24 protein-coding genes and 2 pseudogenes are annotated in these 26,847 nt (G+C 71.1%); 19 read left to right on the top strand and 7 right to left on the bottom strand.

Annotation, left to right across the window (positions count from 1 at the left end; all coding sequences use genetic code 11):
- Positions 1 to 100: 100 nt before the first annotated feature.
- Positions 101 to 3,091, bottom strand: coding sequence for an excinuclease ABC subunit UvrA (gene uvrA / locus HOY81_RS10005; RefSeq protein WP_237319907.1), 2,991 nt, complete (start codon positions 3,089 to 3,091; stop codon positions 101 to 103).
- 179 nt (positions 3,092 to 3,270) lie between these two features.
- Here uvrA and HOY81_RS10000 point away from each other — a divergent pair, with 179 nt between their 5' ends.
- The 12 genes from HOY81_RS10000 (at position 3,271) to pgi (ending at position 15,719) form a co-directional block, all read left to right on the top strand.
- A complete protein-coding gene (locus HOY81_RS10000; RefSeq protein ID WP_237319906.1) occupies positions 3,271 to 3,990 on the top strand; it encodes a maleylpyruvate isomerase family mycothiol-dependent enzyme in 720 nt (239 codons plus the stop codon).
- Between the two features lie 22 nt (positions 3,991 to 4,012).
- Positions 4,013 to 4,669: an MBL fold metallo-hydrolase gene (locus HOY81_RS09995; protein WP_237319905.1), complete on the top strand. Its 657-nt coding sequence runs from the start codon at positions 4,013 to 4,015 to the stop codon at positions 4,667 to 4,669.
- A 94-nt stretch (positions 4,670 to 4,763) separates the two neighbouring features.
- Entirely contained in the window at positions 4,764 to 6,734 is a 1,971-nt protein-coding gene (uvrC, locus tag HOY81_RS09990; protein ID WP_237319904.1) for an excinuclease ABC subunit UvrC, read from the top strand.
- A 19-nt stretch (positions 6,735 to 6,753) separates the two neighbouring features.
- The gene (gene rapZ, locus HOY81_RS09985; protein ID WP_237319903.1) at positions 6,754 to 7,755 is read left to right on the top strand and encodes an RNase adapter RapZ; all 1,002 of its coding nucleotides are present in this window, start codon (positions 6,754 to 6,756) and stop codon (positions 7,753 to 7,755) included.
- A complete protein-coding gene (gene yvcK / locus HOY81_RS09980) occupies positions 7,755 to 8,774 on the top strand; it encodes a uridine diphosphate-N-acetylglucosamine-binding protein YvcK (protein WP_237319902.1) in 1,020 nt (339 codons plus the stop codon). Before rapZ ends, yvcK begins: the two co-directional genes overlap by 1 nt.
- Positions 8,765 to 9,745, top strand: a complete 981-nt coding sequence (whiA, locus tag HOY81_RS09975; RefSeq protein WP_237319901.1) for a DNA-binding protein WhiA — start codon at positions 8,765 to 8,767, stop codon at positions 9,743 to 9,745. Before yvcK ends, whiA begins: the two co-directional genes overlap by 10 nt.
- A gap of 154 nt (positions 9,746 to 9,899) precedes the next feature.
- Positions 9,900 to 10,904 carry a type I glyceraldehyde-3-phosphate dehydrogenase gene (gene gap, locus HOY81_RS09970; RefSeq protein ID WP_237319900.1) on the top strand — a complete coding sequence of 335 codons (1,005 nt, stop codon included), beginning with the start codon at positions 9,900 to 9,902 and terminating at the stop codon, positions 10,902 to 10,904.
- Between the two features lie 108 nt (positions 10,905 to 11,012).
- On the top strand, positions 11,013 to 12,215 hold the full coding sequence (pgk, locus tag HOY81_RS09965; protein ID WP_237319899.1) for a phosphoglycerate kinase: 1,203 nt from the start codon (positions 11,013 to 11,015) through the stop codon (positions 12,213 to 12,215).
- 7 nt (positions 12,216 to 12,222) lie between these two features.
- Positions 12,223 to 12,996, top strand: coding sequence for a triose-phosphate isomerase (gene tpiA, locus HOY81_RS09960; RefSeq protein ID WP_237319898.1), 774 nt, complete (start codon positions 12,223 to 12,225; stop codon positions 12,994 to 12,996).
- Positions 12,997 to 13,198: 202 nt separating this feature from the next.
- Positions 13,199 to 13,429, top strand: coding sequence for a preprotein translocase subunit SecG (secG, locus tag HOY81_RS09955; protein WP_237319897.1), 231 nt, complete (start codon positions 13,199 to 13,201; stop codon positions 13,427 to 13,429).
- Positions 13,430 to 13,594: 165 nt separating this feature from the next.
- Positions 13,595 to 13,930: an RNA polymerase-binding protein RbpA gene (locus HOY81_RS09950; RefSeq protein WP_308340971.1), complete on the top strand. Its 336-nt coding sequence runs from the start codon at positions 13,595 to 13,597 to the stop codon at positions 13,928 to 13,930.
- A gap of 127 nt (positions 13,931 to 14,057) precedes the next feature.
- Positions 14,058 to 15,719, top strand: coding sequence for a glucose-6-phosphate isomerase (gene pgi, locus HOY81_RS09945; protein WP_237319896.1), 1,662 nt, complete (start codon positions 14,058 to 14,060; stop codon positions 15,717 to 15,719).
- Positions 15,720 to 16,049: 330 nt separating this feature from the next.
- On the opposite strand, the pseudogene HOY81_RS09940 reads toward pgi, so the two are convergent.
- The 4 genes and pseudogenes from HOY81_RS09940 to HOY81_RS09925 all read right to left on the bottom strand — a co-directional run.
- Positions 16,050 to 16,466 (bottom strand): annotated as a pseudogene (locus tag HOY81_RS09940) (lasso peptide biosynthesis B2 protein); the annotation flags it as partial.
- The gene (locus HOY81_RS09935; RefSeq protein ID WP_237319895.1) at positions 16,463 to 16,717 is read right to left on the bottom strand and encodes a lasso peptide biosynthesis PqqD family chaperone; all 255 of its coding nucleotides are present in this window, start codon (positions 16,715 to 16,717) and stop codon (positions 16,463 to 16,465) included. The gene HOY81_RS09935 and the pseudogene HOY81_RS09940, both read right to left, overlap by 4 nt.
- A 119-nt stretch (positions 16,718 to 16,836) precedes the next feature.
- The gene (locus tag HOY81_RS09930; RefSeq protein ID WP_237319894.1) at positions 16,837 to 18,693 is read right to left on the bottom strand and encodes a lasso peptide isopeptide bond-forming cyclase; all 1,857 of its coding nucleotides are present in this window, start codon (positions 18,691 to 18,693) and stop codon (positions 16,837 to 16,839) included.
- 27 nt (positions 18,694 to 18,720) lie between these two features.
- Positions 18,721 to 18,831, bottom strand: coding sequence for a keywimysin-related RiPP (locus tag HOY81_RS09925; RefSeq protein ID WP_237319893.1), 111 nt, complete (start codon positions 18,829 to 18,831; stop codon positions 18,721 to 18,723).
- A 579-nt stretch (positions 18,832 to 19,410) separates the two neighbouring features.
- Between HOY81_RS09925 and HOY81_RS09920 the strand changes: the two genes are divergently transcribed.
- Genes HOY81_RS09920 through HOY81_RS09910 form a run of 3 tightly spaced genes read left to right on the top strand, consistent with a single transcriptional unit; the run spans position 19,411 to position 22,846 of the window.
- Positions 19,411 to 19,857 (top strand): hypothetical protein, encoded by a 447-nt coding sequence (locus HOY81_RS09920; RefSeq protein ID WP_237319892.1) that lies wholly within the window; start codon positions 19,411 to 19,413, stop codon positions 19,855 to 19,857.
- 47 nt (positions 19,858 to 19,904) lie between these two features.
- Positions 19,905 to 22,169 carry a DUF6571 family protein gene (locus HOY81_RS09915; RefSeq protein ID WP_237319891.1) on the top strand — a complete coding sequence of 755 codons (2,265 nt, stop codon included), beginning with the start codon at positions 19,905 to 19,907 and terminating at the stop codon, positions 22,167 to 22,169.
- A gap of 32 nt (positions 22,170 to 22,201) precedes the next feature.
- Positions 22,202 to 22,846 (top strand): hypothetical protein, encoded by a 645-nt coding sequence (locus tag HOY81_RS09910; protein WP_237319890.1) that lies wholly within the window; start codon positions 22,202 to 22,204, stop codon positions 22,844 to 22,846.
- A 221-nt stretch (positions 22,847 to 23,067) separates the two neighbouring features.
- Here HOY81_RS09910 and HOY81_RS09905 read toward each other — a convergent pair.
- A pseudogene (locus HOY81_RS09905) lies at positions 23,068 to 23,223 on the bottom strand (Scr1 family TA system antitoxin-like transcriptional regulator); the annotation flags it as partial.
- A gap of 128 nt (positions 23,224 to 23,351) precedes the next feature.
- Here HOY81_RS09905 and HOY81_RS09900 point away from each other — a divergent pair.
- Positions 23,352 to 24,092, top strand: coding sequence for a class I SAM-dependent methyltransferase (locus HOY81_RS09900; RefSeq protein WP_237319889.1), 741 nt, complete (start codon positions 23,352 to 23,354; stop codon positions 24,090 to 24,092).
- Between the two features lie 276 nt (positions 24,093 to 24,368).
- On the opposite strand, the gene HOY81_RS09895 is transcribed toward HOY81_RS09900, so the two are convergent.
- Entirely contained in the window at positions 24,369 to 24,839 is a 471-nt protein-coding gene (locus HOY81_RS09895) for a DIP1984 family protein (protein WP_237319888.1), read from the bottom strand.
- A 174-nt stretch (positions 24,840 to 25,013) separates the two neighbouring features.
- Between HOY81_RS09895 and HOY81_RS09890 the strand changes: the two genes are divergently transcribed.
- The 3 genes from HOY81_RS09890 to HOY81_RS09880 all read left to right on the top strand — a co-directional run bounded on the left by HOY81_RS09890 (position 25,014) and on the right by HOY81_RS09880 (position 26,838).
- Positions 25,014 to 25,367 (top strand): hypothetical protein, encoded by a 354-nt coding sequence (locus HOY81_RS09890; protein WP_237319887.1) that lies wholly within the window; start codon positions 25,014 to 25,016, stop codon positions 25,365 to 25,367.
- 52 nt (positions 25,368 to 25,419) lie between these two features.
- Positions 25,420 to 25,851, top strand: a complete 432-nt coding sequence (locus HOY81_RS09885; RefSeq protein WP_237319886.1) for a glutaredoxin domain-containing protein — start codon at positions 25,420 to 25,422, stop codon at positions 25,849 to 25,851.
- A gap of 162 nt (positions 25,852 to 26,013) precedes the next feature.
- Positions 26,014 to 26,838 (top strand): alpha/beta fold hydrolase, encoded by an 825-nt coding sequence (locus HOY81_RS09880; RefSeq protein WP_237319885.1) that lies wholly within the window; start codon positions 26,014 to 26,016, stop codon positions 26,836 to 26,838.
- The last annotated feature ends 9 nt before the right edge of the window (positions 26,839 to 26,847 follow it).

Here is a 26,847-nt window from a genome sequence, read left to right as displayed (position 1 = left end):
CGGCGGACCGGCGGCGCCGGTGCCCCCTGCTCGGGGCCGCACCGTCACGCGCGCCGTGGCCGCCGGGTCACGGCGGCCCGCCGGCGGCGACGGCCGGTGGTCAGCGCCGGCGCGCGACCGCCGCCTTGCCGGCCGCCTTCTTCGCGGTGCTCTTCGTCCCCTTCGTGCCCTTCGCGCTCGGCGCGGCTCCCTTCGCCGCGGGCCGCCCCGAGACGGCCGTCCCGGCCGCGGGGGCGTCCGCGTCGGTCACCCGGTCGCCCAGCAGTTCCCGCAGGAACTTGCCGGTGTGGCTGCTCGGCACCGCGGCCACCTGCTCCGGGGTGCCCTCGGCGATCACCAGGCCGCCGCCGCTGCCGCCCTCGGGGCCCATGTCCACGATCCAGTCGGCGGTCTTGATCACATCGAGGTTGTGCTCGATGACGATCACCGTGTTGCCCTTGTCGACGAGCCCGGAGAGCACCGTCAGCAGCTTGCGGATGTCGTCGAAGTGCAGCCCGGTGGTGGGCTCGTCGAGCACGTACACCGTGCTGCCGGTGCTGCGCTTCTGCAGCTCGCTGGCGAGCTTCACCCGCTGCGCCTCGCCGCCGGAGAGCGTCGGCGCCGGCTGCCCGAGCCGGACGTACCCCAGTCCGACGTCGGTCAGGGTGCGCAGGTGGCGCGCGATGGCGGGCACCGCGCCGAAGAAGTCCAGCGCCTCCTCGATGGGCATGTCCAGCACCTCGGCGATGGACTTGCCCTTGTAGTGCACCTCCAGGGTCTCCCGGTTGTAGCGGGCGCCGTGGCAGACCTCGCAGGGCACGTACACGTCCGGCAGGAAGTTCATCTCGATCTTGATGGTGCCGTCGCCGGAGCAGTTCTCGCAGCGGCCGCCCTTGACGTTGAAGGAGAAGCGGCCCTGCTGGTAGCCGCGCACCTTGGCCTCGGTGGTCTCCGCGAAGAGCTTCCGGATGCGGTCGAAGACGCCGGTGTAGGTCGCCGGGTTGGAGCGCGGCGTACGGCCGATGGGGGACTGGTCGACGTGCACCACCTTGTCGACCAGGTCGTCGCCCTCCACCCGGGTGTGCCGGCCCGGCACCGTCTTGGCGCCGTTCAGCTCGCGGGCGAGGTGGGTGTAGAGGATGTCGTTGACCAGCGTCGACTTGCCGGAGCCGGACACGCCGGTGACGGCGGTGAGCACCCCCAGGGGGAAGGCGACGTCGATGTCCCGCAGGTTGTTCTCCCGCGCCCCGCGCACGGTCAGCCGCTGCTCCGGCTCCGCGGGGCGGCGCTCGGACGGGGTCGGGATGACCTTCCGCCCGGCGAGGTAGTCGCCGGTCACCGACTCCTCGTTGACCAGGAGCTTCTCCAGCGGACCGCTGTGCACCACCCGGCCGCCGTGCTCGCCGGCGCCCGGTCCGATGTCGACCACCCAGTCCGAGGTGGTGATGGTGTCCTCGTCGTGCTCCACCACGATCAGGGTGTTGCCGAGGTCGCGCAGCCGCACCAGGGTCTCGATCAGCCGGTGGTTGTCCCGCTGGTGCAGCCCGATCGACGGCTCGTCCAGCACGTAGAGGACGCCGACCAGCCCGGAGCCGATCTGCGTGGCGAGCCGGATGCGCTGTGCCTCGCCGCCGGAGAGGGTGCCCGCGGCACGGTTCAGCGAGAGGTAGTCCAGGCCCACGTCGACCAGGAAGCGCAGCCGTTCGTTGACCTCCTTCAGCACCCGCTCGGCGATGGTCTTCTCCCGGTCGGTGAGGGTCAGCTCGCGCAGGAAGTCCGCGCACTCGCTGATCGACATCGCGGAGACGTCCGCGATCGACCGGCCCTGCACCGTCACCGCGAGCACGATCGGCTTCAGCCGGGTCCCGTCGCAGGTGGGGCAGGGCACCTCGCGCATGTAGCCCTCGAAGCGCTCCCGGCTGCTGTCGGTCTCCGCCTCCTGGTGCCGCCGCCGCACGAACGGCACGGCGCCCTCGAAGGCCGTGGTGTAGGCCCGCTCGCGCCCGTAGCGGTTGCGGTAGCGCACCTCGATCCGGGTGCGGTGGCCGTGCAGCAGTGCCTTGCGGGCGCGGGCCGGCAGCCCGGCCCAGGGGATGTCCGTACGGAAGCCCAGGGCGTCGGCCAGGCCGCCGACGATCCGCCCGAAGTACTCCCGGGTGTGCCCGTGCGACCAGGGGTGGATGGCGCCCTCGTCCAGCGAGCGGTCCTCGTCCGGGACGATCAGCTCGGGGTCGACCTCCATCCGGGTCCCGATGCCGGTGCAGTCCGGGCAGGCGCCGAAGGGAGAGTTGAAGGAGAAGGAGCGCGGCTCCAGCTCCTCGAAGGAGAGGTCGTCGTACGGGCAGTAGAGGTGCTCGGAGAACATCCGCTCGCGCTGCGGGTCGTCCTCGTCCAGGTCGACGAAGTCCAGGATGACCATGCCGCCGGAGAGCCCGAGCGCGGTCTCCACCGAGTCCGTGAGCCGCCGCTTGGCGCTCTCCTTCACCGTGAGGCGGTCCACGACCACCTCGAGGGTGTGCTTCTCCTGCTTCTTCAGCTTCGGCGGGTCGGAGAGCTGCACCGTGCGCCCGTCCACCCGGGCCCGGCTGTACCCCTTGGTCTGGAGATCGTTGAAGAGGTCGACGAACTCGCCCTTGCGCTCGCGCACCAGCGGGGAGAGCACCTGGAAGCGGCTGCCGGGCTCCAGCCCGAGCACCTTGTCCACGATGGCCTGCGGGGACTGCCGGGCGATGGGCCGGCCGCACTCGGGGCAGTGCGGCTTCCCGATGCGTGCGAAGAGCAGCCGCAGGTAGTCGTAGACCTCGGTGATCGTGCCCACCGTCGAACGGGGATTCCGCGAGGTCGACTTCTGGTCGATGGAGACCGCGGGGGACAGGCCCTCGATGAAGTCCACATCGGGCTTGTCCATCTGCCCCAGGAACTGGCGCGCGTAGGCGGACAGCGACTCGACATAGCGGCGCTGCCCCTCGGCGAAGATCGTGTCGAACGCGAGCGAGGACTTCCCCGACCCGGAGAGCCCGGTGAAGACGATGAGGGAGTCGCGGGGCAGGTCGAGGGAGACGTTCTTGAGGTTGTGCTCGCGAGCGCCACGGACGAAGAGACGGTCGGCCACGCCGGTAGAGACCTTTCGGATGTGGACGGACAGGGCGAATGCCCACGGCCCAGGGTATGGGCAGCGCCGTGCGGATGGGACGCGGATACCCGGGAGCGCAGCGTATCGTACGGGCATTCGATTTTACGGGTCTTCCCGGAGACCTTCACTCGAAGGTGTCGTACCGATAGGTTTGGATCATGACCTCGCCTGCTCAGGACGCCCTGACATGGGACCCCGCACGGGACACCGACCTACTGCGGGAGGCCACCGACCGCCTCCTCACCGCCGTGGCGAAGCTGGACGACGCCACCGTCGAGGCCCCCTCCCTGCTCCCCGGCTGGACCCGCGGCCACGTGCTCGCCCACCTCGCCCGGAACGCCGACGCCCTGGTGAACGTGCTGGCCGGCCGGCCCATGTACGCGAGCGCCGCGGCCCGGGACGCCGACATCGAGGCCGGCGCCCCGCGCCCGCTCGCCGCCCAGCTCGAGGACGTGACCGCCACCGCACACCGCCTCGACGGCGCCTTCGCCGCCCAGAGCGAGGAGTCCTGGCGGCGCACCGTCGAGCTGCGCAACGGCGTCCGGGACACCGCCGCCGCCCTTCCCTTCCGGCGCTGGATCGAGGTCGACCTGCACCACGTCGACCTCGGCATCGGCTACACCCTGGACGATCTGCCCGGCACCTTCGTGGACCGGGAGCTGGAGAACATGGTCCGGCGCTTCGCCGGGCACCCGGACCTCACCGGCGGGATCGAGCTGCGTGCCGAGGACGGCCGCACCTGGCGCACCGGGGCCCCCGGCGGCGACCCGGTGGTCGTCACCGGCAGCCCGGTGGCCCTGATGGGGTGGCTCACCGGCCGCACCACCGGCAGCGGCCTGTCCGCGGACGCCCCGCTGCCGGTCCTGCCCACCCTGTGACCCGCGTCCTAAGGTGAGCGCCATGGCATACAGCGGAGCGGTGAAGGTCGGCGGACCCGCCGACGTGCACGAGCTCGCCGACCTGATGATCTCCAAGGTCGCGGTCGGCCCGATGGACAACAACGCCTACCTGCTGCGCTGCCGGGACACCGGCACGCAGCTCCTGATCGACGCGGCCAACGACCCGGACACCCTGCTGCGGCTCATCGGTGAGGACGGCATCGCCGCCGTCGTCACCACGCACCGGCACGGCGACCACTGGCAGGCCCTGGACACCGTCGTGCAGGCGACCGACGCCCGGACCTACGCCGGCCGGTACGACGCCGAGGGCATCCCGGTGCCCACCGACGTGCCGCTGGAGGACGGCGACACCGTGACCTTCGGCCGGATCGAGCTGACCGCCCGCCACCTGACCGGACACACCCCCGGCTCCATCGCCCTGGTCTACGACGACCCGCACGGGCACCCGCATCTCTTCACCGGCGACTGCCTCTTCCCCGGCGGCGTCGGCAACACCTTCGGCGACGCCGAGCACTTCCGCAGCCTGCTGCACGACGTGGAGACCAAGCTCTTCGGCCGGCTCCCGGACGAGACCTGGGTCTACCCCGGGCACGGCGCCGACACCACACTCGGCAACGAACGCCCGCACCTGGCGGAGTGGCGCGAACGCGGCTGGTGACCGCCGGGGCGCCGCCCCGGCGGCGCCCCGCAGCCCTCACCGGCGGCCCCACCGGCCCCCACGGACCGTCACCGCGCGGAAGTAGGGTGTGCCCATGGCCGACCCGTCCAGCTACCGTCCCAAGCCGGGAGAGATCCCCGACTCCCCGGGGGTCTACCGCTTCCGTGACGCGCACCGCCGGGTGATCTACGTCGGGAAGGCGAAGAGCCTGCGGCAGCGGCTGGCCAGCTATTTCCAGGACCTCTCCGGGCTGCACCCGCGCACCCGCACCATGGTCACCACCGCCGCCTCCGTGGAGTGGACGGTCGTCTCCACCGAGGTGGAGGCGCTCCAGCTCGAGTACTCCTGGATCAAGGAGTACGACCCCCGGTTCAACGTCAAGTACCGCGACGACAAGAGCTACCCCTCGCTCGCCGTCACCCTGAACGAGGAGTTCCCCCGCGTCCAGGTGATGCGCGGCCCCAAGCGGAAGGGCGTGCGCTACTTCGGCCCGTACGCCCACGCCTGGGCCATCCGCGAGACCGTCGACCTGCTGCTGCGCGTCTTCCCCGTCCGCACCTGCTCCGCCGGCGTCTTCAAGCGTTCCGCCCAGGTCGGCCGGCCCTGCCTGCTGGGCTACATCGACAAGTGCTCGGCGCCCTGCGTCGGCCGTATCAGCCCCGAGGACCACCGGGCGCTCGCCGAGGAGTTCTGCGACTTCATGGCCGGCCGCACCGGCGCCCACCTCAAGCGGCTGGAGCGCCGGATGCGGGAGGCGGCCGAGGAGATGGAGTACGAGCGGGCCGCCCGGCTGCGGGACGACATCGAGGCGCTGCGCCGCGCCATGGAGAAGAACGCGGTGGTGCTCACCGACGCCACCGACGCCGACCTGCTCGCCGTCGCCGAGGACCAGTTGGAGGCGGCCGTGCAGATCTTCCACGTGCGTGGCGGCCGGGTCCGCGGCCAGCGCGGCTGGGTCACCGACAAGGTGGAGGAGATCGGCACCGCCGAGCTCGTCGAGCACGCCCTCCAGCAGCTCTACGGCGAGGAGACCGGCGACGCCGTGCCCCGGGAGGTCCTGGTGCCCGCGGTGCCCGACCCGGTCGAGCCGATAGCCCAGTGGCTCGCCGGGCGGCGCGGTTCCGCGGTGGACCTGCGCGTTCCGCAGCGCGGCGACAAGCGCGCCCTGCTGGAGACCGTCGGGCGCAACGCCCAGCAGGCCCTGGCGCTGCACAAGACCAAGCGCGCCTCCGACCTGACCACCCGCTCCCGCGCCCTGGAGGAGATCGCGGAGGCGCTGGACCTGGAGGCCGCGCCGCTGCGCATCGAGTGCTTCGACGTCTCCCACCTGCAGGGCGAGGACGTGGTGGCCTCCATGGTCGTCTTCGAGGACGGCCTCGCCCGCAAGAGCGAGTACCGACGCTTCCAGATCAGGTCGTTCGCCGGGCAGGACGACGTCCGCGCCATGCACGAGGTCGTGAGCCGCCGCTTCCGGCGCTACCTCCAGGAGCGGCAGCGGACGGGCGAGTGGCCGGAGGCCGACGAGGGCCCGCACACCCGGGACGAGGAGGGCCGGCCGAAGAAGTTCGCCTACCCGCCGCAGCTCCTCGTCGTCGACGGCGGCCCGCCGCAGGTCGCCGCGGCCCGCCGCGCCCTGGACGAGCTGGGCGTCGACGACGTCGCCGTGTGCGGCCTGGCCAAGCGGCTGGAGGAGGTCTGGCTGCCCGCCGAGGACGACCCCGTCGTCCTCCCCCGTACGAGTGAAGGGCTCTACCTCCTCCAGCGGGTCCGCGACGAGGCACACCGCTTCGCCATCCGCTACCAGCGCAGTAAGCGCGGCAAGGCGCTCCGCTCCGGACCGCTGGACGACGTGCGCGGCCTCGGCGAGACCCGGAAACAGGCTTTGATCAAGCACTTCGGCTCGGTCAAGCGGCTGCGAGCCGCCACCGTCGAACAGCTCTGCGAGGTGCCCGGGGTGGGCCGCAAGACGGCCGAGACCGTCGCCGCCGCACTGGCCGGCGCCACGCCCGCCGGACCCGCGGTCAACACCGCCACGGGTGAGATCGTGGAAGACGACGACCGGTGAGAGCCGGGGGACGGCCACCATGGACAGAGCACACGAGCAGGACGGGCCCGGGCGGGGACACCGCCCGGCGGACACGGCACGTGCGGAGCAGGCGGCGCACGGTGAGCACGGAGACGGAGCACAGGTGAGCACGGGCAAGGCGGCGGAGGCCGAGGACACCACGATCCCCGAACTGGTGATCATCTCCGGGATGTCCGGGGCCGGCCGGAGCACGGCGGCGAAGTGCCTGGAGGACCTCGGCTGGTTCGTGGTGGACAACCTGCCGCCGGCGCTGATCCCCACCATGGTCGACCTCGGCGCCCGCTCGCAGGGCAACGTCGCCCGCATCGCCGTCGTCGTCGACGTGCGCGGACGGCGCTTCTTCGACAACCTCAAGGAGTCCCTCTGCGACCTGGACGCCAAGCAGGTGACCCGCCGGGTCGTCTTCCTGGAGGCCTCCGACGACGCCCTGGTCCGCCGCTTCGAGTCGGTCCGCCGCCCGCACCCGCTGCAGGGCGACGGGCGGATCGTGGACGGCATCGCCGCCGAGCGGGACCTGCTGCGTGAGCTCCGCGGCGACGCCGACCTGGTGATCGACACCTCCAGCCTCAACGTGCACGAGCTGCGCGCCAAGCTCGACGCCCAGTTCGCCGGCGAAGAGGAGCCCGAGCTGCGGGCCACCGTGATGTCCTTCGGCTACAAGTACGGCCTGCCCGTCGACGCCGACCTGGTGGTGGACTGCCGCTTCCTGCCCAACCCGCACTGGGTGCCCGAGCTGCGGCCCTTCACCGGCCTCAACGAAGAGGTCTCCGGCTACGTCTTCAACCAGCCCGGCGCCAAGGAGTTCCTCGACCGCTACACCGAGCTGCTCCAGCTCATCGCCGCCGGCTACCGCCGTGAGGGCAAGCGGTACGTCACCGTCGCCGTCGGCTGCACCGGCGGCAAGCACCGCTCCGTCGCCATGTCCGAGCGGCTGGCCCGCCGGCTCTCCGACGGGGGCGTGGAGACGGTGGTCGTGCACCGGGACATGGGACGCGAGTAATGCCCCGCAGGACCATACGGCTGCGGCGGTTCGTCGGCGGCCAGGCCATGCGGCGCGGCACCCAGCCCAAGGTCGTCGCCCTCGGCGGCGGCCGCGGCCTGTCCGCCTCGCTCACGGCGCTGCGCCGGATCACCGGCGATCTCACGGCCGTGGTCACCGTCGCCGACGACGGCGGCTCCAGCGGGCGGCTCCGCCACGAGCTGGGCGTGCTGCCCCCGGGCGATCTGCGGAAGGCGCTGGCCGCGCTCTGCGGGGACGACGACTGGGGCCGTACCTGGGCCGAGGTCATCCAGCACCGCTTCTCCAGCCGCGGCGACCTGCACGACCACGCCGTCGGCAATCTGCTGATCGTCGCGCTCTGGGAGCAGCTCGGCGACCACGTGCAGGCCCTCGACCTGGTCGGCAGGCTGCTCGGCGCGCACGGACGGGTGCTGCCCATGTCCGCCGTGCCTCTGGAACTCCAGGCCCGGGTGCGCGGCCACGACCCGGCGGCCCCGGAGGCGATGAGCACCGTACGCGGCCAGGCCACGGTGGCGCTCACCCCGGGGGAGGTCCGGCAGGTCAAGCTCGTGCCGCCGGACCCGCCCGCCGTCCCGGAGGCGGTGGCGGCGGTGCTGGACGCGGACTGGGTGGTGCTCGGACCCGGGAGCTGGTTCTCGTCCGTCATCCCGCACCTGCTGGTGCCCGAGCTGCGGGACGCCCTCCAGGAGACCAGGGCCCGCCGGGTCCTCTCGCTCAACCTCGCACCCCAACCGGGCGAGACGGACGGCTTCTCTCCGCAGCGTCATGTGGAGGTTTTGGGGCGACACGCCCCTAAACTCACCTTCGACGTGGTGCTGGCCGACGAGGACGCGGTGCCGGACGAGGCACGTCTCCGGGAGGCCGCGGAGCGTCTCGGGGCGACCGTGCAGCTCGCCCGGGTCGCGGCACAGGACGCGCCCCGGCACGATCCGGAGCTGCTGGCAGCCGCGTACGACCGTATTTTTCGGATGCATGGAAGGATCGGCCCATGGCGATGACGGCAGCGGTGAAGGACGAAATCTCCCGGCTCCCCGTCACCCGGACCTGCTGCCGGAAGTCCGAGGTCTCGTCTCTCCTGCGGTTCGCGGGCGGCCTGCACCTGGTCAGCGGGCGCATCGTGATCGAGGCGGAGCTGGACACGGGCATCGCCGCCCGCAGGCTCCGCAAGGACATCCTGGAGATCTTCGGGCACGCCTCCGACCTCGTGGTGATGGCCCCCGGCGGGCTCCGCCGCGGCTCGCGCTACGTCGTACGGGTGGTCGCGGGCGGCGACCAGCTCGCCCGGCAGACCGGCCTCGTCGACGGCCGCGGGCGTCCCATCCGGGGCCTGCCCCCGCAGGTGGTCTCGGGGGCCACCTGCGACGCGGAGGCCGCCTGGCGCGGCGCCTTCCTGGCCCACGGCTCGCTCACCGAGCCCGGCCGCTCCTCCTCCCTGGAGGTCACCTGCCCCGGCCCGGAGGCCGCGCTGGCCCTGGTCGGGGCTGCCCGGCGGCTGCAGATCGGCGCGAAGGCCCGGGAGGTGCGCGGCGTCGACCGGGTCGTGGTGCGGGACGGCGACGCCATCGGCGCGCTGCTCACCCGGCTCGGCGCGCACGAGTCGGTGCTCGCCTGGGAGGAGCGCCGGATGCGCCGCGAGGTGCGTGCCACGGCCAACCGGCTCGCCAACTTCGACGACGCCAACCTGCGCCGCTCCGCGCGGGCCGCGGTCGCCGCGGGCGCCCGGGTGCAGCGGGCCCTGGAGATCCTCGGCGACGACGTGCCGGAGCACCTCGCCGCCGCCGGCCGGCTGCGCATGGACCACAAGCAGGCCTCGCTGGAGGAGCTCGGGGCGCTCGCCGACCCGCCGCTGACCAAGGACGCCGTCGCCGGGCGCATCCGCCGGCTGCTCGCCATGGCCGACAAGCGCGCCTCCGACCTGGGCATTCCCGGTACGGAGTCGAACCTCACGGAGGAAATGGTCGGCGGCTGACGGAGCCCGTCGCGGCACCTGGTCCGGGGGCCCGGCGCGCGGCGCGATCCGATGTCACCGTGGGGCGCACGGCGCGGTAGGGTCGGAAGTGGTCGGGGACATCCCAAACAGCATCGCCGGTGTCCTGCCGGCGTACCAACGAGGAGATCGGTTCGTGACGATCCGCGTAGGCATCAATGGCTTTGGCCGCATCGGTCGCAACTACTTCCGCGCGCTCCTGGAGCAGGGAGCGGACGTCGAGATCGTCGGTGTCAACGACCTGACCGACAACGCAACCCTGGTCCACCTGCTGAAGTACGACACGATCCTCGGCCGCCTGAAGCAGGAGGTCAGCCACACCGAGGACACCATCACGGTGGGCAACCAGACCTTCAAGACCATGGCGGAGCGGGACCCCGCCCAGCTCCCCTGGGGCGAGCTCGGCGCCGACATCGTCGTCGAGTCCACCGGCATCTTCACCAAGCGTGACGACGCGGCCAAGCACCTCGCCGCCGGCGCGAAGAAGGTCCTCATCTCGGCCCCGGCCAAGGAGGAGGACATCACGGTGGTCATGGGGGTCAACCAGGACCAGTACGACCCCGCGACGCACCACGTCATCTCCAACGCCTCCTGCACCACCAACTGCGTGGCGCCGATGGCCAAGGTGATGGACGAGAGCTTCGGCATCGTCCGCGGCCTGATGACGACCGTGCACGCCTACACCAACGACCAGCGCATCCTGGACTTCCCGCACAAGGACCTGCGCCGGGCCCGCGCCGCCGCGCAGAACATCATCCCGACCTCGACCGGCGCCGCCAAGGCCACCGCCCTGGTGCTCCCGCAGCTCAAGGGCAAGCTGGACGGCATCGCCATGCGCGTCCCGGTGCCGACCGGCTCGGTCACCGACCTCGTCATCGAGCTCGACCGCGAGGTCACCAAGGAAGAGGTCAACACCGCCTTCCAGAAGGCCGCCGAGAGCCAGCTCAAGGGCATCCTCGAGTACACCGAGGACGCGCTGGTCTCCTCGGACATCGTCAACTGGCCCGCCTCCTGCACCTTCGACTCCTCCCTGACCATGGTCCAGGGCAAGCAGGTCAAGATCGTCGGCTGGTACGACAACGAGTGGGGCTACTCCAACCGCCTCGTCGACCTCACCGTCTTCGTGGGCGGCAAGCTCTGACCGTCCGCGACCACAGCGCCGAGAGATGACACGGCCAGGGCTCGTGGAGCGCGATGACGCGCCCGCGGGCCCTGGCCCGTGCCGGGCCTGATCCAAGGAGTCCACCCCATGAAGACGATCGACGATCTCCAGGTCGCCGGGCAGCGGGTCTTCGTCCGCGCCGACCTCAACGTCCCGCTCGCCGGGGACACCATCACCGACGACGGCCGCATCCGCGCCGCCGTCCCGACGATCCGCACGCTGGCCGGGGCCGGCGCCCGCGTGGTCGTCGCCTCCCACCTGGGCCGCCCCAAGGGCGCCCCGGACCCGCAGTACTCGCTCGCCCCGGTCGCCCGTCGGCTCGGCGAGCTCCTCGGCACGGAGGTCGCCTTCGCCGCCGACACGGTGGGGGACAGCGCGAAGGCCACCGTCGGCGCCATGGCCGACGGCGGGGTCACGCTGCTGGAGAACCTCCGCTTCAACGCCGGCGAGACCAGCAAGGACGACGCCGAGCGCGGCGCCTTCGCCGACGAGCTGGCCGGCCTCGCCGACCTCTACGTCGGCGACGGCTTCGGCGCGGTGCACCGCAAGCACGCCTCCGTCTACGACCTCCCCGCCCGGCTGCCGCACGCCGCCGGCGGCCTGATCGCCGGCGAGGTCGGGGTGCTGAGGCAGCTCACCGAGGACGTGAAGCGGCCGTACGCCGTCATCCTGGGCGGGGCGAAGGTCTCCGACAAGCTGGCCGTGATCGACCAGCTCCTCGGCAAGGCCGACCGCCTGCTCATCGGCGGCGGCATGGCCTACACCTTCCTCAAGGCCAAGGGCTACGAGATCGGCTCCTCGCTGCTCCAGGAGGACCAGATCCCCGCCGTCCGGGCCTACCTGGAGCGGGCCGAGCGGGAGGGCGTGGAGCTGGTGCTGCCGGTCGACGTGCGCGCCGCCGCCGAGTTCCCCGACCTGGCGGGCAAGGCCCCCTCCGAGCACGTCGTCGTGGACGCCGACGCCATCCCGGCGGACCGGCAGGGCCTGGACATCGGCCCGCGGACCTGCGAGCTCTTCGCCTCGAAGGTCGCCGACGCGGAGACCGTCTTCTGGAACGGCCCGATGGGCGTCTTCGAGCATCCCGACTACGCCGAGGGCACCCGCGCCGTCGCCCGTACGCTCGCCGAGAGCAAGGGCTTCACCGTCGTCGGCGGCGGGGACAGCGCCGCCGCCGTCCGCACCCTGGGTTTCGACGAGAACGCTTTCGGTCACATCTCGACCGGTGGCGGCGCCAGCCTCGAGTACCTCGAGGGCAAGACGCTCCCCGGCCTCGCCGCACTGGAGGACTGACACACTCATGAGCCGCACGCCCCTGATGGCCGGCAACTGGAAGATGAACCTCAACCACCTCGAGGCCATCGCCCACGTCCAGAAGCTCGCCTTCGCCCTCGCCGACAAGGACTACGACGCCGTCGAGGTCGCCGTCCTGCCGCCGTTCACCGACCTGCGGTCCGTGCAGACCCTGATCGACGGCGACAAGCTGAAGATCAAGTACGGCGCCCAGGACCTCTCCGCCCACGACGGCGGCGCCTACACCGGGGAGGTCTCCGGTGCCATGCTCGCCAAGCTGAACTGCACCTACGTGGTCATCGGCCACTCGGAGCGCCGCCAGTACCACGGCGAGGACGAGGCCTCCTGCAACGCCAAGGTCCAGGCCGCCTACCGGCACGGCCTCACCCCGATCCTCTGCGTCGGGGAGGGCCTGGAGGTCCGCAAGGCCGGCGAGCACGTCCCGCACACCCTCGCCCAGCTCGACGGCGCCCTCCGGGACATCCCCGCCGACCAGGCACGGAGCATCGTGATCGCCTACGAGCCGGTGTGGGCCATCGGCACCGGCGAGGTCGCCACCCCCGAGGACGCGCAGGAGGTCTGCCAGGCCGTCCGCGGCCGGCTGGCCGAGCTGTACGACGAGGAACTGGCCGCCGGCGTCCGCATCCAGTACGGCGGCTCCGTGAAGTCCGGCAACGTCGCCGCGATCATGAGCCAGCCCGATGTGGACGGCGCCCTGATCGGCGGCGCCTCGCTGGACGCGGACGAGTTCGTGAAGATCGTCCGGTTCCGCGAGCAGTGAGCCGTCCGGCGGGGAGTGATCCCTCCGGCGCCGAGTGACGCCGGGTGACCGCTCGTCGTACCCTGGCGGGGGCCGGGAACGGTCCCGGCCCCCGCACCGGCAGGACGATCCGTAGTACCGTCCGTCCTCGCCACCCTCGTGCACAACCCGCACAACCGTCATCGTTCCGCCACCGTCCGAGAGAGTTGGTCCAGCCGTGGTCATGGGGTTCTCTATCGCCCTCATCGTCTTCAGCCTGCTGCTGATGCTGCTCGTGCTGATGCACAAGGGGAAGGGCGGCGGCCTCTCCGACATGTTCGGCGGCGGCATGCAGTCCTCCGTCGGCGGCTCCTCCGTCGCCGAACGCAACCTCGACCGCATCACCGTCGTCGTGGGCCTGATCTGGGTCGGCATCATCGTCGTGCTCGGCCTGCTGATGAAGTTCGACACCTGACACCCTGGGGCGGCGCGGGCGCGCGGCCTATCATGAGGCTCGCGCTCCGTGGCCGACTCGGTAACTCCGGCCGCCGGAGGCGCGTTGGGCCCTGCACAGACCGGGGCCCGCAGCGGAGCTGTACCCCCGCAGCGCCGCAGCACCGTGAGGCAGGGAGTTACGACCGTGGCAAGTGGCAACGCGATCCGGGGCAGCCGGGTCGGCGCGGGGCCGATGGGCGAGGCGGAGCGGGGCGAGTCCGCGCCACGCCTGCGCATCTCCTTCTGGTGTTCGAACGGGCACGAGACCCAGCCGAGCTTCGCCAGTGACGCGCAGATTCCGGACACCTGGGACTGCCCGCGATGTGGCTTTCCGGCGGGCAAGGACCCGGACGACCCGCCGGACCCGCCGCGCACGGAGCCGTACAAGACCCATCTCGCCTACGTGCGGGAGCGGCGCAGCGACGCCGACGGCGAGGCGATCCTCGCGGAGGCCCTCGCCAAGCTCCGCGGCGAGATCTGACGCGGCGCCCTCCGGTGGCGGAATTCCCGGTGACGGCCCCGCCGCGCACCCGAGTGCGGTGCGCGACGGGGCCGTCGATCCTTTAGGTTGGTCTACGGCGGGGACGTACGAGAAGAATGGGCTGACCTTGCAGACGAACGCGGAGCGCCGCACCCGGCTCGACCAGAGGCCCGAGTGGCACGCACTGGCCAAGCACCGCGAGGAACTCGGGGAGGTGCGGCTGCGGGACCTCTTCGCCCAGGACGACGGGCGCGCCGAGCGGTACCGGCTGCAGGCCGGCGACCTCCTGCTGGACTACTCCAAGCAGCTCGTCACCGACGAGACCCTCCGGCTGCTGCGCGAACTCGCCGCGGCGACCGGCGTCGCGGAGCTGCGGGACGCCATGTTCCGCGGCGAGCGGATCAACGTCACCGAGGACCGCGCCGTGCTGCACACAGCACTGCGCGCCCCGCGCGACGCCGTGATCGAGGTGGACGGCGAGAACGTCGTGCCGAAGGTGCACGCAGTGCTCGACCGGATGAGCGGCTTCGCCGACGCCGTGCGCGAGGGCCGGTGGGTGGGCCACACCGGCCGCCCGATCCGGACCGTCGTCAACATCGGCATCGGCGGCTCCGACCTCGGGCCTGCCATGGCGTACGAGGCCCTGCGCCCCTACACCCGGCGGGACCTGGACGTCCGCTTCGTCTCCAACGTCGACGGCGCCGACCTGCACGAGGCGCTCCAGGGGCTGAACGCCGAGCAGACCCTCTTCGTCGTCGCCTCCAAGACCTTCACCACGCTGGAGACGCTCGCCAACGCGCGAGCGGCCAAGCAGTGGCTGCTCGACGCCCTGGGCGCGGACGCGGACTCCACGGCGGTGGCCCAGCACTTCGTCGCCCTGTCGACGAACACCGCCGAGGTCGAGCGGTTCGGCATCGACCCCGGGCACATGTTCGAGTTCTGGGACTGGGTTGGCGGCCGCTACTCCTTCGACTCGGCCATCGGGCTCTCCCTGATGATCGCCGTCGGCCCGGACCGGTTCCGCGAACTCCTCGACGGCTTCCGGCGGATGGACGAGCACTTCCGCACCGCGCCGCCCGAGGCCAACGCCCCCTTCCTGCTCGGCCTCCTCGGCATCTGGTACGGCGACTTCCACGACGCCCAGTCCCACGCCGTGCTGCCGTACTCCCACTACCTGTCGCGCTTCACCGCCTACCTCCAGCAGCTCGACATGGAGTCCAACGGCAAGTCCACCGACCGGCAGGGCCGCCCGGTGCACTGGCAGACCGGCCCGGTCGTCTGGGGCACCCCCGGAACCAACGGCCAGCACGCCTACTTCCAGCTTCTCCACCAGGGCACCCGGCTGATCCCCGCCGACCTCATCGGCTTCGCCCGCCCCACCCCCGGCCTCGGGCCGCTCTCCGCCCAGCACGACCTGCTGATGGCCAACCTCTTCGCCCAGGGGCAGGCGCTCGCCTTCGGCAAGACGGCCGACGAGGTGCGCGCCGAGGGCGTCCCCGAGGAGCAGGTGCCGCACCGTACCTTCCCCGGCGACCGCCCCACCACCACAATCCTCGCCCCCGAGCTGACCCCCGCGGTGCTGGGGCAGCTCATCGCCCTCTATGAGCACAAGGTGTTCGTGCAGGGGGCCGTCTGGGACATCGACAGCTTCGACCAGTGGGGCGTCGAGCTGGGCAAGGTCCTCGCCAAGCGGGTGGAGCCCGCCCTCACCGAGGGCGCCGAGGTGGCCGGACTGGACGCCTCCACCGCCCGCCTGGTCGCCGACTACCGCACCCTGCGCGGCCGCTGACGCCCGCTCCGCCGTCCCGCCGCAGGAGTGCCGCTCCCGCGGCGGGACGTTCGGCAGACGCGTCCGGCAGGGGCGTCCGGCCGCGAAGGACGACGTCCGCCGGACCACCGCGGCCGCCGCCCCGCGCGTCCGCGGACGCAGCGCCGCACGGGGACCGGCGCTTCATCCCTGGCTGTCGCCGCCGTGCTCGTCCGGTCCTCCGGTCGTCGCCTCCGGTCGTCCGGCCGTCGCGTCCGTCGCCTCCGGGCCGCCGCCCCGCGTGGGCGGCGTGTCCCGCGCGGCCGGCGGGTCCGGCGGGTCCGGCGGGTCCGGCGCGTGCGTCCTGCCGGTCACCGGGCCGACCGCCATCAGCCGGCTGAAGTAGTCGTCCGGCACACCCTCCCCGACGGGCCGGCCCGCCGCCTCGACCCAGGCGTGCGCCGTGAAGGGCGGCACCACGCGTACCCCTGTGCACCAGGTGGGCCAGCTGCCCCACAGCCGGCACAGCAGCGCGGCGCCCAGCGAACGGGGCAGGCATCCGCGCGGCCCGGCGCAGCGCAGACTCACCGCACACATCGCGTCCCGCGCGCGCCGGGCCTGCGCGGTGGAGGCCGGTGCGGCTCCACGGCGTATCAGACACAGCACCGTACGGATGCGGCGTGGCGGCAGCAGCGACAGGACCAGGGCGGGCACCAGGACGAGGCGGGCGGCCAGCCGTGCGGTGCGGGGGACCCCGGTGGGCCGGTCCAGCGCGCTCGGCGTCGTCATGCCGCCAGCCCCGCGGTGCGCAGTTCCTGTACCAGGGCGGCGACGTCCTCGGCCGCATCGGCGGGATCGACGTCGTACTGCGCGACGAGCGCGTCGGCTGCGGCGGCCTCGTCGGCGCCGGCCAGCAGTTTCCGGATCACCAGGGTGCCGGTGGGGTTGAGCTCCCAGTAGTGTCCGCTGCGCTCGTCGAGGAGGACCGTGCCGTACTCGGTCTCCGCGGTGGAGATGTCGGGACGGAGCCGCAATGCCATGGTCGGTGCCTTTCTGCCGTCTGCGGGCGGCCCGGGCGAGCCGGGTCTGCCGGGGTCGTCGCGGTGTGGGCGTCCCTGGCGTCCCGGGCGGACCGGTCGGGCGGGGAGCCGGTGGCGGGTCAGGGCCGGGCGGAGGTCCGGGCTCCTTTCCCGCGGGAGAGACCGCGCAGCCACACCTCGGCGGCGATGGTCGAGTACAGGATCGCGTCGCCCAGCCCCGGCGTGGCGGGCCTGCGGGCGAGCCGGCGCAGCTTCCTCCCGTCCACCAGTCCGAGCCGTTCGAGCTCCGAGTCCTCCCACAGGGTCAGCAGGTCGGCCCGGTGCTCGCGCAGCCCGTCGGAGGCGTCCATGGCGGCCTGCGCCTTGTCGGAGCGCCGCAGGCACTCCTCGGGTACGACACCCTGCATGGCGGCCGTGAGCAGCGGCTTGTACCGCCAGGGGGTCACCCGCTCGCTCGGACGGACCGCGAGGGACGTCTCGATCACGCGGTCGTCGAAGAAGGGGGACGCCATGGGCACTCCGGCACGGGCCGCCATCCGGTCCCACTGCCGGATGATGCGGGTGCAGGAGTGGATCTGTTCCAGGTCGCTGTGCAGGCCGCGGTCCGGGTGCAGCGGCTCCGCGGTCGCGGCCGCCTCGCACAGGGCCCGCCGCGCTGTCCGTTCGGCCTCCGGGGTCACCCAGTCGAACAGGCGCGGGGGAACGCCCCAGCCGAGTCCGCTGCTGACCGGCGGCGGCAGCGGGTCGCGCAGCCGCCGGGCGCCGTCTGCCAGCCACTTCCCGTACGGGCGGGAGTCGGCCAGGGCCCGTACCGTGCCGCCGAGCGGCCACTCCCACAGCGCCCGGAAGCCACGGAGCTGCCGCAGGGCGAACAGCGGGCGGGTGCGCAGCAGACGGTGGTAGTACGCCTCCGAGCACCAGGCGACGTGGTCGCCCCCGATGCCGGTCAGATGGAGGCGGCTGCCGCGGGCCGCGAGAGCGGGCAGATGGTGCAGCACCCGGGAGCGGTCCATGACCCCGATGGTGGGCTCGTCCAGGAGGTCGTCGATGTCGAGCAGGTCCGTGTAGACCAGGGGTGAGGCCTGGGCGTCCCAGACGACGTGCTCGACTTCCGGTAGGAACCCGGCGGCCTTCTCGGCCCAGTACAGGTCCGTGTCGGCGGGATCGCGACCCGGCCAGGTGGCCGCGAGGATCCGGGCCGGGGAGCGGGCGGCGAGGAAGCAGACGGAGGTGGAGTCCAGCCCGCCGGACAGATCGGAGCTGACCACGCCGCCCTGCCGGGTGCGTGCGTCGACGGCGTCGGTGAGAGCCTCCCGGACCGCGGGGGCGCCGTCGGCGAGCGACCGGGTGGGCTCCGGCGGCGCCCACCAGCGTGACCGTCGCACGCTCCGCCCGTCCGGCCCGACGAGCAGCGCTTCCCACGGGGACACGGCGTGGACCCCGCGCCAGACCGGGGTCTCGGCCAGTGGGTGTGGGACCGGCCAGAGGAGCCGGACCGCCAGTTGTTCCTCGTCCGGTCCGGCGCCGAGTTCGGCGGCGAGCACGTCGGCGCTGGTGGCGGCCACCTGGACCCCGTCGACGGTCGCGTGGAAGACAAGCCGCAGACCGGACGCGGTGCCCTGGAACCGGAGCCGTCCGTCCAGCGCGGCCACCAGATGGAAGCTGCCAGGGAGCGTGCGGGCAAGCGCGTCGAGTTCCGCGAGGTCGCGCAACCGGGCCGCGCGGTGCTCCAGTTCGGCGGCGTCGACCGGGCAGCAGCCGACGGCGGCGAGCGCCGCGGTGCCGGCGCGGGCGGTGACGATCTCCTCGTCGTGCCACCGGCCGATCAGCCAGGGCCGTCCCGAGGGGTGGGGGAGCGTGCGTGTTCCGGGGTGGGCGAAGGAGCGGGCCACGACGGCGGCATCCGCGCAGTCGGGAAAGACCGCGAAATGCGCGTCGCCGCGGCCCGGCCCCGCACTGGCGTGCGTTTCAGGCATGGCGTCGGATCAACGAGCCCTCGTCCTTCAGTTCTTGCTCAGGAGCAGCCGGTCGTTGCCGTTCTTCTGGAGGAAGCCGGTCTTCTTCCGGTAGGAACCCAGCCGGGCGAGCGTCGGTGCCTCGTATGACTTCTTCATGACGTCTCCTCAGTTCGGGTCTCTGCCGCCGCCTCCCGGCCGACGCCGGCCGGGAACCGGCCTGCGAGGTCGGCCATGTCCGGGCCCATCCGGAGCCCGGAACAGGAGGTGAAGCGCACGCACCGAGTGAGCAACAGATCATCGGGAATGCGCAATACCACACTGATACTTCGGATCGTATGAAGAATGCGGCGCCGCTTGCCGGTTCCGGGCCGGCTACGTCGGCACACGGCCTTGCGGCAGAGATGTGCGCTGCTCGATCGACGGAGCGAAAGGCTCCGAACTGGGAAGTCAATGAAGTACGCCCCGGGCGCGCGGGGGAGCGCGGAATTCTCCGGACGGCGTCGCCGTCACGCGCCTCCGCCCCTCGCACGCCCCTTTCTCCTCCACCGCGCCGCCCATGCCGTACCGGCCGTGCAGCCCGCCCCAAGCGGGGCAGTGTGGTCCGCCGAACGCCGCGCCAGAGCCAGGGGTGACGCCCCGCACAGCGGTCACATACGCACCGTGATAGAAGTGTTCGAGGTCAGGCGGGTGGCAGACGGCTGTCCGATCGGCATATCTACGGAGGGGGCGCGCCGGATGGCGTGGGAAGAGTGGGAGCAGATCAAGGCCGAGGCCGCGGCGAAGCAGTCGACGCACATGCAGCTCAACCAGGCCCCTGCCGAAGGGGGAGGTGGAGGCGCGGACCTGGCCGTGCACGACGACCAGTTGGGCAAGCTCGGGAACATGGCCTACGACCTGCGGGAGCGGCTGCGTGTCCACGGTGACCATGCCCGGCCGAGCACGCACCAGGCTGCGGTCGACCTGTTCAACGACGGACTGGACACCGGCTCCGCACTCACCGAACTGCACGACGCGTGGAACACCCAGGTGCAGACCCTCAAGGAGGCGTGCGCTCACATCTCCAACCACCTCGACTACTCCCGTGCCGAGCACGCCAAGGACGAAGCGGACATCGCCACCGGTATGCGCAACGCGGCGGGTGAGCTGATGACCGTCTCGCGCATCAACGACTACCTCCAGTAGTCACCCCAGGCATCCCACGACATGCGAACAAACGGACTGGTGCACTCATGGCGGACATGCTGACCGTTGAAGAGCTGGAAGACCTGCGCCTGGGAAGCCTGAAGACGGCCGTGGACGATTGGGAGACGATGCACGGCCGGTTGGAGAAGCTCGCCGACGGCGGAGACGGGGACGTCAGCGCGGCGGGCCTCAAGAAGGAGGCCGAGGCGGCGGACTGGAAGGGTCTCAACGCCACGGTGACCCGGCAGTTCGTGACGAAGACCGCAGCTCAGTTCGATGATGCTGCCGCCGCAGCGAAGAGCGTTCTGGGTCTACTGCGCGGTGCGCACACCGAGTTCACCCAGTACAAGAGCGACCTGCGCACGGCCATCGACGAACTGGCGAAGCAGAACATCTACGTCAACGGCAAGGGCGGAGTCGTCGATGCGAGCCCGCCTCCCCACGTGGCGGGCGACGCCGACGTGCAACGGCCGACCCAGCAACAACTGGACGCCGCCCAGGAACGGATCGACAGAATCCTCTGGGAGGCTGCCGAGACGGACCGGATCGTTGCTCGAGCACTCCGTGCTCTGGCGAAGAACAAGTACGACTTCACCGACCGGGGCCCGGAGATCGTCGCGGAAGCCGACCGCCGGCAGGGAGAGGCGGACGCCCGGTACTGGAACGAGCAGATCGCCAAGGGGAACGTCGACGAGTGGAGCGAGGAGAAACTGGCCCGCTTCAACGAGACGCTGAGGGACCAGCGGGACAACCCCGGCTTCACCGAGACCTTCGCCGTCGGCCTGGGCGGTGAGGGGACTCTCCAGTTCTGGCGGGATCTGGCCGCTCCCCCCGGTGGTGCCGTCGAAGGTGACAGGGCAAAGGTCCTGGCGCATGTGCAGGACAACCTGAGCATGGCCCTCGCCAACGCCTCCCACAGCGACAGCCCGCAGATGGAGGCGTGGAAGCGCGAAGTCATCGCGGCCGGGAGCAAGACGTTCCCCGTCGACCCCGACCTTCCCCTGGGGCCGAAGGGATTCCAGGTCGCGAGCAGCCTGATGCACAAGGGGAAGTTCGATACGGAGTTTCTCCACGACTACGGTCAGGAGCTGGTGAAGTACGAGCGTGAACACGGGGCCGACCCCGATGCGCTGTGGCGGGACACGACCAGCCTGACGTATCCGCCCGACGAGAACCCCAACGACCCGTTCGCCGGATTCATGGACGCCCTCGGACACAACCCGGAAGCCTCGGTGGAATTCTTTGGCAAGTCCACTGGTGAGGGTGAGGACGAGGTCAGCAACTTCGACTACCTCGTGGGGGACGGCGACGACGCCCGGGACTGGCCGTTGGACGACGAGGGGAAGCCCATGGGTTATGACAATCTCGGTCATGCCCTGGAGTCCGCCACCCTGGGGTACCCCTACGACGACAAGAGTCCGAGTTCCCCGCCGTTGGACACCCCGGAGCAGATCGAAGCGCGAGAGAACCGGCTCGACCTGGTCTCACGAATCGTAGAGCGCTACGACTCGGCCGACGTGATCGACGGGCAGCCCGGGATCCGGGACAGCCTGGCGAACATCGCGGCGGGACACATCGACAGCCTCAACTACTCCACGGCCAATTGGGGTGGGAGTGGGGAACTCACGGATAGAGATGGCCTCTTCAACAAGGATGAGCGTCATCTGCGTGATCTCGGTCAGCGCGGCACAGTCGATTTCCTGCGTGCTCTCGCCTCTGATCAGGATTCCTACAACACCCTGTCGTCAGCTCAGCAACTTTATGGTACCAGTCTGATTGCTGTGCAGGGCGATAATCAGGACGACGCCCTGTACGCGGGGTACAGGAGCGTCAGAATGCACGGCCTGCTCGATGAGGCGCGAGCAGAGAGTATCGGGGAACAGTACGCAGACGACGAAGCCGCAAGAAACAAAGCACTCGAACAGCAGGCTGAGTGGCGGAAATTCGTCGTCGGTAGCGCAGTCGGTGTCGGTGTGGGCGTCGCGTCCGGCGTGGTGGTTCCCGCTGGTGCTGCAGCAGCAGTCGCGGTGCCACTTGCTTTCGAAACAGTTGGGGGAGCGGTCGGGACACACATGTCAACAGAAACGATCGACTGGCTCGACGAGAAGGAATACTCGAATGATCAGCAGGCGATCGCAGCGATCGAGGATCATCAGGATCGGGGAAGGCGCAGCGCCATGGTGCCGCTCTTGAACTACATGGAGGACCAGGAAATGAGTACGCATGAAGTTCGAAAGTATGTGTTCAATGCCGAGGCGCGATACAGGGCTGGTGCACTTGAGATGGACACTGATAACTCAAGGGGGCACTGAGTATGCGACGAGGGCTTTTTGGCTCCTTGTTGATGACTCTGCTGCTTGCGGCGACAGCGTGTAGCTCGGATGGGAAGGAGGCCGCTGCCGGGGAAGCGGAAGCATGTGAAGGGCTGCTCGGTGCGGGCGGCATTGAGTGGATCAAAAAAAGTACCCAGCAAGATACCACGCTGGGCAGTGATGGCAGTATACAGAGCGCCCGTTCGCGATTTCAGAAGTATGCCCGGGTCTGGGACCCCAAGAGCGAAGAAGTACCATTGTTCAGTAGCACTGAGGTATGCCGCGTCCTGGTCCAAGATCAAACACCTCGCAAGAACTATCTGACAATTCGGTATGGCGCCTCCATCTTCCCTTTCGACTTCCCCTTCGAAAGGGAAATCGGGATGGAGGCTGGTCGAACTGTGATCCCGGTCAACTCCGAGGTGAAGCTGGTACATTACAAGGAACGGCAAGGGGTAGCTACCCAGTACCATATTTACGTCAAATGCAAAGTCTCTGACTCGCCTGAAGGGCAAGAAAGGGAAGTGCCTCTACAGGGGGTCATGGAGGACACTCTTACCGGCGACACGAGTGACGAGGTGCACCTGAAGTATCTTTTGCATTCGACACGCGTGCTCGTGCGTGACTTCGGCTGTCAGAACCGCCCGTCCGTTCCCGAGGAAGTGACCGGGCACTGAAAGGAAGCAGGGGGGACGAGAGCCGGGAACCGTGCGAGAAGTTGCTTGGTGACGCTGGTGCCGGGTCAAGGGCAGCACGGCCTGCTTCGCCACGGAGCTGTTCGAGCGTGAGGACATGGCCGACCACTCCTCAAGGAACGGCGACGAGGACGATCCCTTCGGCGAGGGGACGGCACAGTTCAGTCCCGCGACGCACCGAACAACGCCTTGCTGTCAGCGGGCAGTGGCCTCAACCTCAACATCGCCCGGGCGTACTCCTCGGTCTGCAGCAGTCCCCGTACCGCCTGGGTGGCGTAGACGTGCAGGCCGACGGCTTCCCGCTCCAGTCTGGCGGCGTCGCGGAAGAAGGCCGGATAGCGGGCCCGGCCCACATCCTCGTCGCGCAACTGGCCGACCGCTGGGGCGTCACCCCGCGCGACGGAGCTCCGGGGAAGCGCGTGTGGGCAGAAGTCGCCCCGGAGGTAAATGCGTCGACACGGAGCGCCGCTCCCGGCACAGTGGCCCCATGACGAGCAGTGAGCTGTGGACCCGTGAGACCGCCGAACGCTACGACGCCGGCGAGACGGAGATGTCCTCGGCGGCCGTTCTCGGGCCGACTCTCGACTTCCTCGCGGAGCTCGCCGGAGACGGCCGGGCGCTGGAGTTCGCCATCGGAACGGGACGGGTGGGCGTCCCGCTGCGGGAACGCGGAGTGCCGGTGGCCGGGATCGAACTGTCCGCGCACATGGCTGCGGTCCTTCGACGCAAGGTCGACGAGGCCACGCTGCCGGTCGCCATCGGGGACATGGCGACGACCGTGGTCCCCGGCGAGTTCACGCTGGTCTATCTCGTCTACAACACGATCAGCAACCTGCTCACACAGGACGAGCAGGTCGAGTGCTTGCGCAACGCCGCCCGTCACCTGGCGCCCCGCGGCCGGTTCGTCATCGAGCTGGTCGTGCCGCCGCTGCGGTTCCTTCCGCCCGGGCAGGTCGCGGTGCCGTTCGACGTGTCCGAGCGGCATTGCGGCTTCGACACCTTCGATCTGGTCGAGCAGGTACTCGTCTCGCACCACTTCGCCCGCGACGGCGACACCGGCGCCTACCGCCGCGACAACTCCCGGCACCGGTACGCGTGGCCGGCGGAGCTCGACCTGATGGCACGGATCGCCGGGCTCGGACTGGAGCGGCGGGTCGCGGACTGGGACGGGACGCCCTTCTCCCAGGACTCCGGGAAACACGTCTCCGTGTGGCGCAAGCCGGCCTGAGGTCGGTCACGCCGCCCGGCGGAGAGCTTTGCGGAGGCTGTGTCACTGTGCCGAAGCGGAGGCCCCGTGCCCGCCCTCGCCGGTCCGGATCTGCACGCGGTGATGAGCTGTGCGCTGTGCACCGTCACCTGTGCGCCGTGCTGAGCTGCACGGTCAAGGGGGAGTCGAACCCCTCGCGTTGCTCTTCACGCACCAGGAGAAGGAGCCGGAGAACCGCCGGCCCACGGTGTGTGCACGCCTCCGGAACGGCTACCTGCTCACGCTTCGGCTGCCGTCTCAGCCCAGCAGGTCGACCTCCCAGTTGGTCCGCTGGATACGCATGTCGAGCCGGCGGATCTCCCGGGCCAGTACGTCGGCCTGCGCCCTCAGGTCCGCCACCGGCAGGGCGGAGAGCATCATCAGCTCCGAGCGCATCTGCCGTACGTAGCCGCGCTCGCCCTTCCCCGCGGCGGCGTCGGCCGACGCCGAGACGATCGAATGCCGCATCCGCAGCACGTCGCGGCGTGCGAGGGCGTCCGTCAGGGTGCCGTCGTCGCCCATGTCCACGGTGGCGTTCGTGCGGTTGATGCGGCGGATCAGGGACTCCAGCTCGTCCAGCACCTGCTGGGTCTCCTCGAGCAACTGTCCCGCGTCCTCCGACGGTTCCTCGCCCTCCTGGTAGCGGGCGGCTCCCATGATGCGTGAACGCAACTGCTCGACTCGCCGCATGGCGTCCGCGCGCAGTACCAGTGCCTCGGCCAGCTTCATTCGCCCCCCGTCTCCGAGTCCGTGCACCCACCAGTATGCGCCCTGCGTTGATCCGGGCTTCGCGAGCCCCGGGCTGCGGAGGGAAAACCGCTGGTCCGGGGACCTGCGGAGTCGGTAGGGTCCGGGGCTCCGTACCGCGATGTCCGCCCCCGAGCCAGGCAGCGAGTGGTCCCCATGACCGGCAGCCCCGCGACGACGACCCTGTGGCGCCCGGCCGGCCCGGCGGAGCTGGAGCTGGTCCGGGAGTCGGGGTGGCGGGCCTGGCCGCCGCGCCTGTCCGGGCAGCCGCTCTTCTACCCGGTGCTGAACGAGGACTACGCCGTCCGGATCGCGCGGGACTGGAACGTCAAGCACGACGGTGCGGGGTACGTCACCCGGTTCGAGATCGAGAGCGGTTTTCTCCGCCGCTACCCGGTGCAGCAGGCCGGCGGGCGGACCATCCTCGAGCTGTGGGTCCCGGCGGAGGAGCTCGACGACTTCAACGCCCACATCGTCGGCGGGATCGCGGTCGTCCACACGTTCCGCTGAGAGCCGGGCTCCCTGTCCTGGGCGGCTGTTGCCGACCGGTAGCCTGCGGGCCATGACGCGCGCTTGGATCCCACCGGTGCTGATGCTGCTCGGCGGCGCAGCCCTCGCGGCCGGGCTGATCGCCAAGGGGAGCCCCGGGACAGCCACGGCACTCCTGCTGGTGTTCGGACTGCTCGCGGGGGTGAACTCGCCGCTTCTCTTCCCGAGGTCGGTCGGAGCGGAGGAGGCGCGACGCCGCAGTGCGACCGACGGCCGACCGGTCGTCTTCTGGCGGCCGGGCTGCGCGTACTGTCTGCGACTGCGTATCCGGTTGGGTCGTCGCGCCCGCCGGTTGCACTGGGTCGACATCCGGCGTGACCAGGAGGGAGCCGCAGCGGTGCGCGCGGCCAACGACGGCGATGAGACCGTGCCGACCGTCGTCGTGGCGGGCCGGGCGCACACCAACCCCGATCCCGCATGGGTGCGTGGACAGCTCTCCGTCTGACCCCTCCGCTCCAGCTTGATCGCCGGGCGCGCTCGGCGGAGGAGGCGTCCGCAACCCCGGAGGTCCCGCGCGTGCCGGGGCGGCGCGGCGGGTAGGACCGGCGGGACGGGCGGGGTGCGGGCCTCCTCGCCGTCCCCGGTCCGCCCACCGACGGGAGCGCAGATGCCGACACTCCGGGTCAACGGCGTCACCCTGGCCTACACCGACACCGGCGCGCCGGAGGACCGGCCGGACGCGCCCACCGTCCTGTTCGGGCACGGGCTGCTCTTCGGCGGCTGGATGTTCCGGCACCAGATCGACGCGCTGCGGCGGCGCTACCGCTGTGTGGCCCTGGACTGGCGCGGGCAGGGGGAGACCCCGGCGACCCGCGACGGCTATGACATGGACAGCCTCACCGCGGACACGGCCGCGCTCGTCGAGGAGCTGGGGACCGGGCCGGTGCACTACGCCGGCCTGTCGATGGGCGGTTTCGTCGGGCTGCGCCTGGCCGCCCGCCGCGGGGAGCTGTTGCGTTCCCTGACGCTGCTGGACACCAGCGCCGACGAGGAGGAGCCGGACGAGGCGCGCCGCCACCGGCTGCTGGCCGCGATCTACCGGGCCGCCGGGATCTCGCCGGTACGGTCACGGGTGCTGCCGCTCATGTTCGGGCCGGCGTTCCTCGCCTCCCCGGCGAGCGGTCCGCTGATCGAGGAGTGGACCCGGCGCCTGAGCCGGCTGGACCGGGCCGCGGTCCGGCGGGCGGTGCTGGCCGTGGCCGCACGGAAGCCGGTCCGCGCGGAACTGGCCGCGGTCTCCGTGCCCACCCTCGTCGTGGTGGGCGCCGACGACGCCGCGACCCCGCCGTTCCGCGCCGAACGGATCGCGGCCGGGGTGGCCGGGGCCCGCCTGGAGGTGGTGCCGGACGCGGGACACTCCAGCACCCTGGAGCAGCCGGAGGCGGTGACCGCGCTGCTGACGGAGTTCCTCGCGAGCGTGGATCCCGGCTGAGCCCGGTCC

Source organism: Streptomyces sp. JJ36 (genome assembly GCF_021696945.1).
GTDB lineage: Bacteria > Actinomycetota > Actinomycetes > Streptomycetales > Streptomycetaceae > Streptomyces.
This window is presented reverse-complemented; position numbering and strand designations above follow the sequence as displayed.

Bases quoted from the DNA above. Each gene is read 5' to 3' on its own strand.
- HOY81_RS10000 (WP_237319906.1), top strand. From the start codon at position 3,271: ATGACCTCGCCTGCTCAGGACGCCCTGACATGGGACCCCGCACGGGAC.
- HOY81_RS09995 (WP_237319905.1), top strand. From the start codon at position 4,013: ATGGCATACAGCGGAGCGGTGAAGGTCGGCGGACCCGCCGACGTGCAC.
- uvrC (WP_237319904.1), top strand. From the start codon at position 4,764: ATGGCCGACCCGTCCAGCTACCGTCCCAAGCCGGGAGAGATCCCCGAC.
- rapZ (WP_237319903.1), top strand. From the start codon at position 6,754: ATGGACAGAGCACACGAGCAGGACGGGCCCGGGCGGGGACACCGCCCG.
- yvcK (WP_237319902.1), top strand. From the start codon at position 7,755: ATGCCCCGCAGGACCATACGGCTGCGGCGGTTCGTCGGCGGCCAGGCC.
- whiA (WP_237319901.1), top strand. From the start codon at position 8,765: ATGGCGATGACGGCAGCGGTGAAGGACGAAATCTCCCGGCTCCCCGTC.
- pgk (WP_237319899.1), top strand. From the start codon at position 11,013: ATGAAGACGATCGACGATCTCCAGGTCGCCGGGCAGCGGGTCTTCGTC.
- tpiA (WP_237319898.1), top strand. From the start codon at position 12,223: ATGAGCCGCACGCCCCTGATGGCCGGCAACTGGAAGATGAACCTCAAC.
- secG (WP_237319897.1), top strand. From the start codon at position 13,199: ATGGGGTTCTCTATCGCCCTCATCGTCTTCAGCCTGCTGCTGATGCTG.
- HOY81_RS09935 (WP_237319895.1), bottom strand. From the start codon at position 16,717: ATGGCATTGCGGCTCCGTCCCGACATCTCCACCGCGGAGACCGAGTAC.
- HOY81_RS09930 (WP_237319894.1), bottom strand. From the start codon at position 18,693: ATGCCTGAAACGCACGCCAGTGCGGGGCCGGGCCGCGGCGACGCGCAT.
- HOY81_RS09925 (WP_237319893.1), bottom strand. From the start codon at position 18,831: ATGAAGAAGTCATACGAGGCACCGACGCTCGCCCGGCTGGGTTCCTAC.
- HOY81_RS09920 (WP_237319892.1), top strand. From the start codon at position 19,411: ATGGCGTGGGAAGAGTGGGAGCAGATCAAGGCCGAGGCCGCGGCGAAG.
- HOY81_RS09915 (WP_237319891.1), top strand. From the start codon at position 19,905: ATGGCGGACATGCTGACCGTTGAAGAGCTGGAAGACCTGCGCCTGGGA.
- HOY81_RS09910 (WP_237319890.1), top strand. From the start codon at position 22,202: ATGACTCTGCTGCTTGCGGCGACAGCGTGTAGCTCGGATGGGAAGGAG.
- HOY81_RS09900 (WP_237319889.1), top strand. From the start codon at position 23,352: ATGACGAGCAGTGAGCTGTGGACCCGTGAGACCGCCGAACGCTACGAC.
- HOY81_RS09895 (WP_237319888.1), bottom strand. From the start codon at position 24,839: ATGAAGCTGGCCGAGGCACTGGTACTGCGCGCGGACGCCATGCGGCGA.
- HOY81_RS09890 (WP_237319887.1), top strand. From the start codon at position 25,014: ATGACCGGCAGCCCCGCGACGACGACCCTGTGGCGCCCGGCCGGCCCG.
- HOY81_RS09885 (WP_237319886.1), top strand. From the start codon at position 25,420: ATGACGCGCGCTTGGATCCCACCGGTGCTGATGCTGCTCGGCGGCGCA.
- HOY81_RS09880 (WP_237319885.1), top strand. From the start codon at position 26,014: ATGCCGACACTCCGGGTCAACGGCGTCACCCTGGCCTACACCGACACC.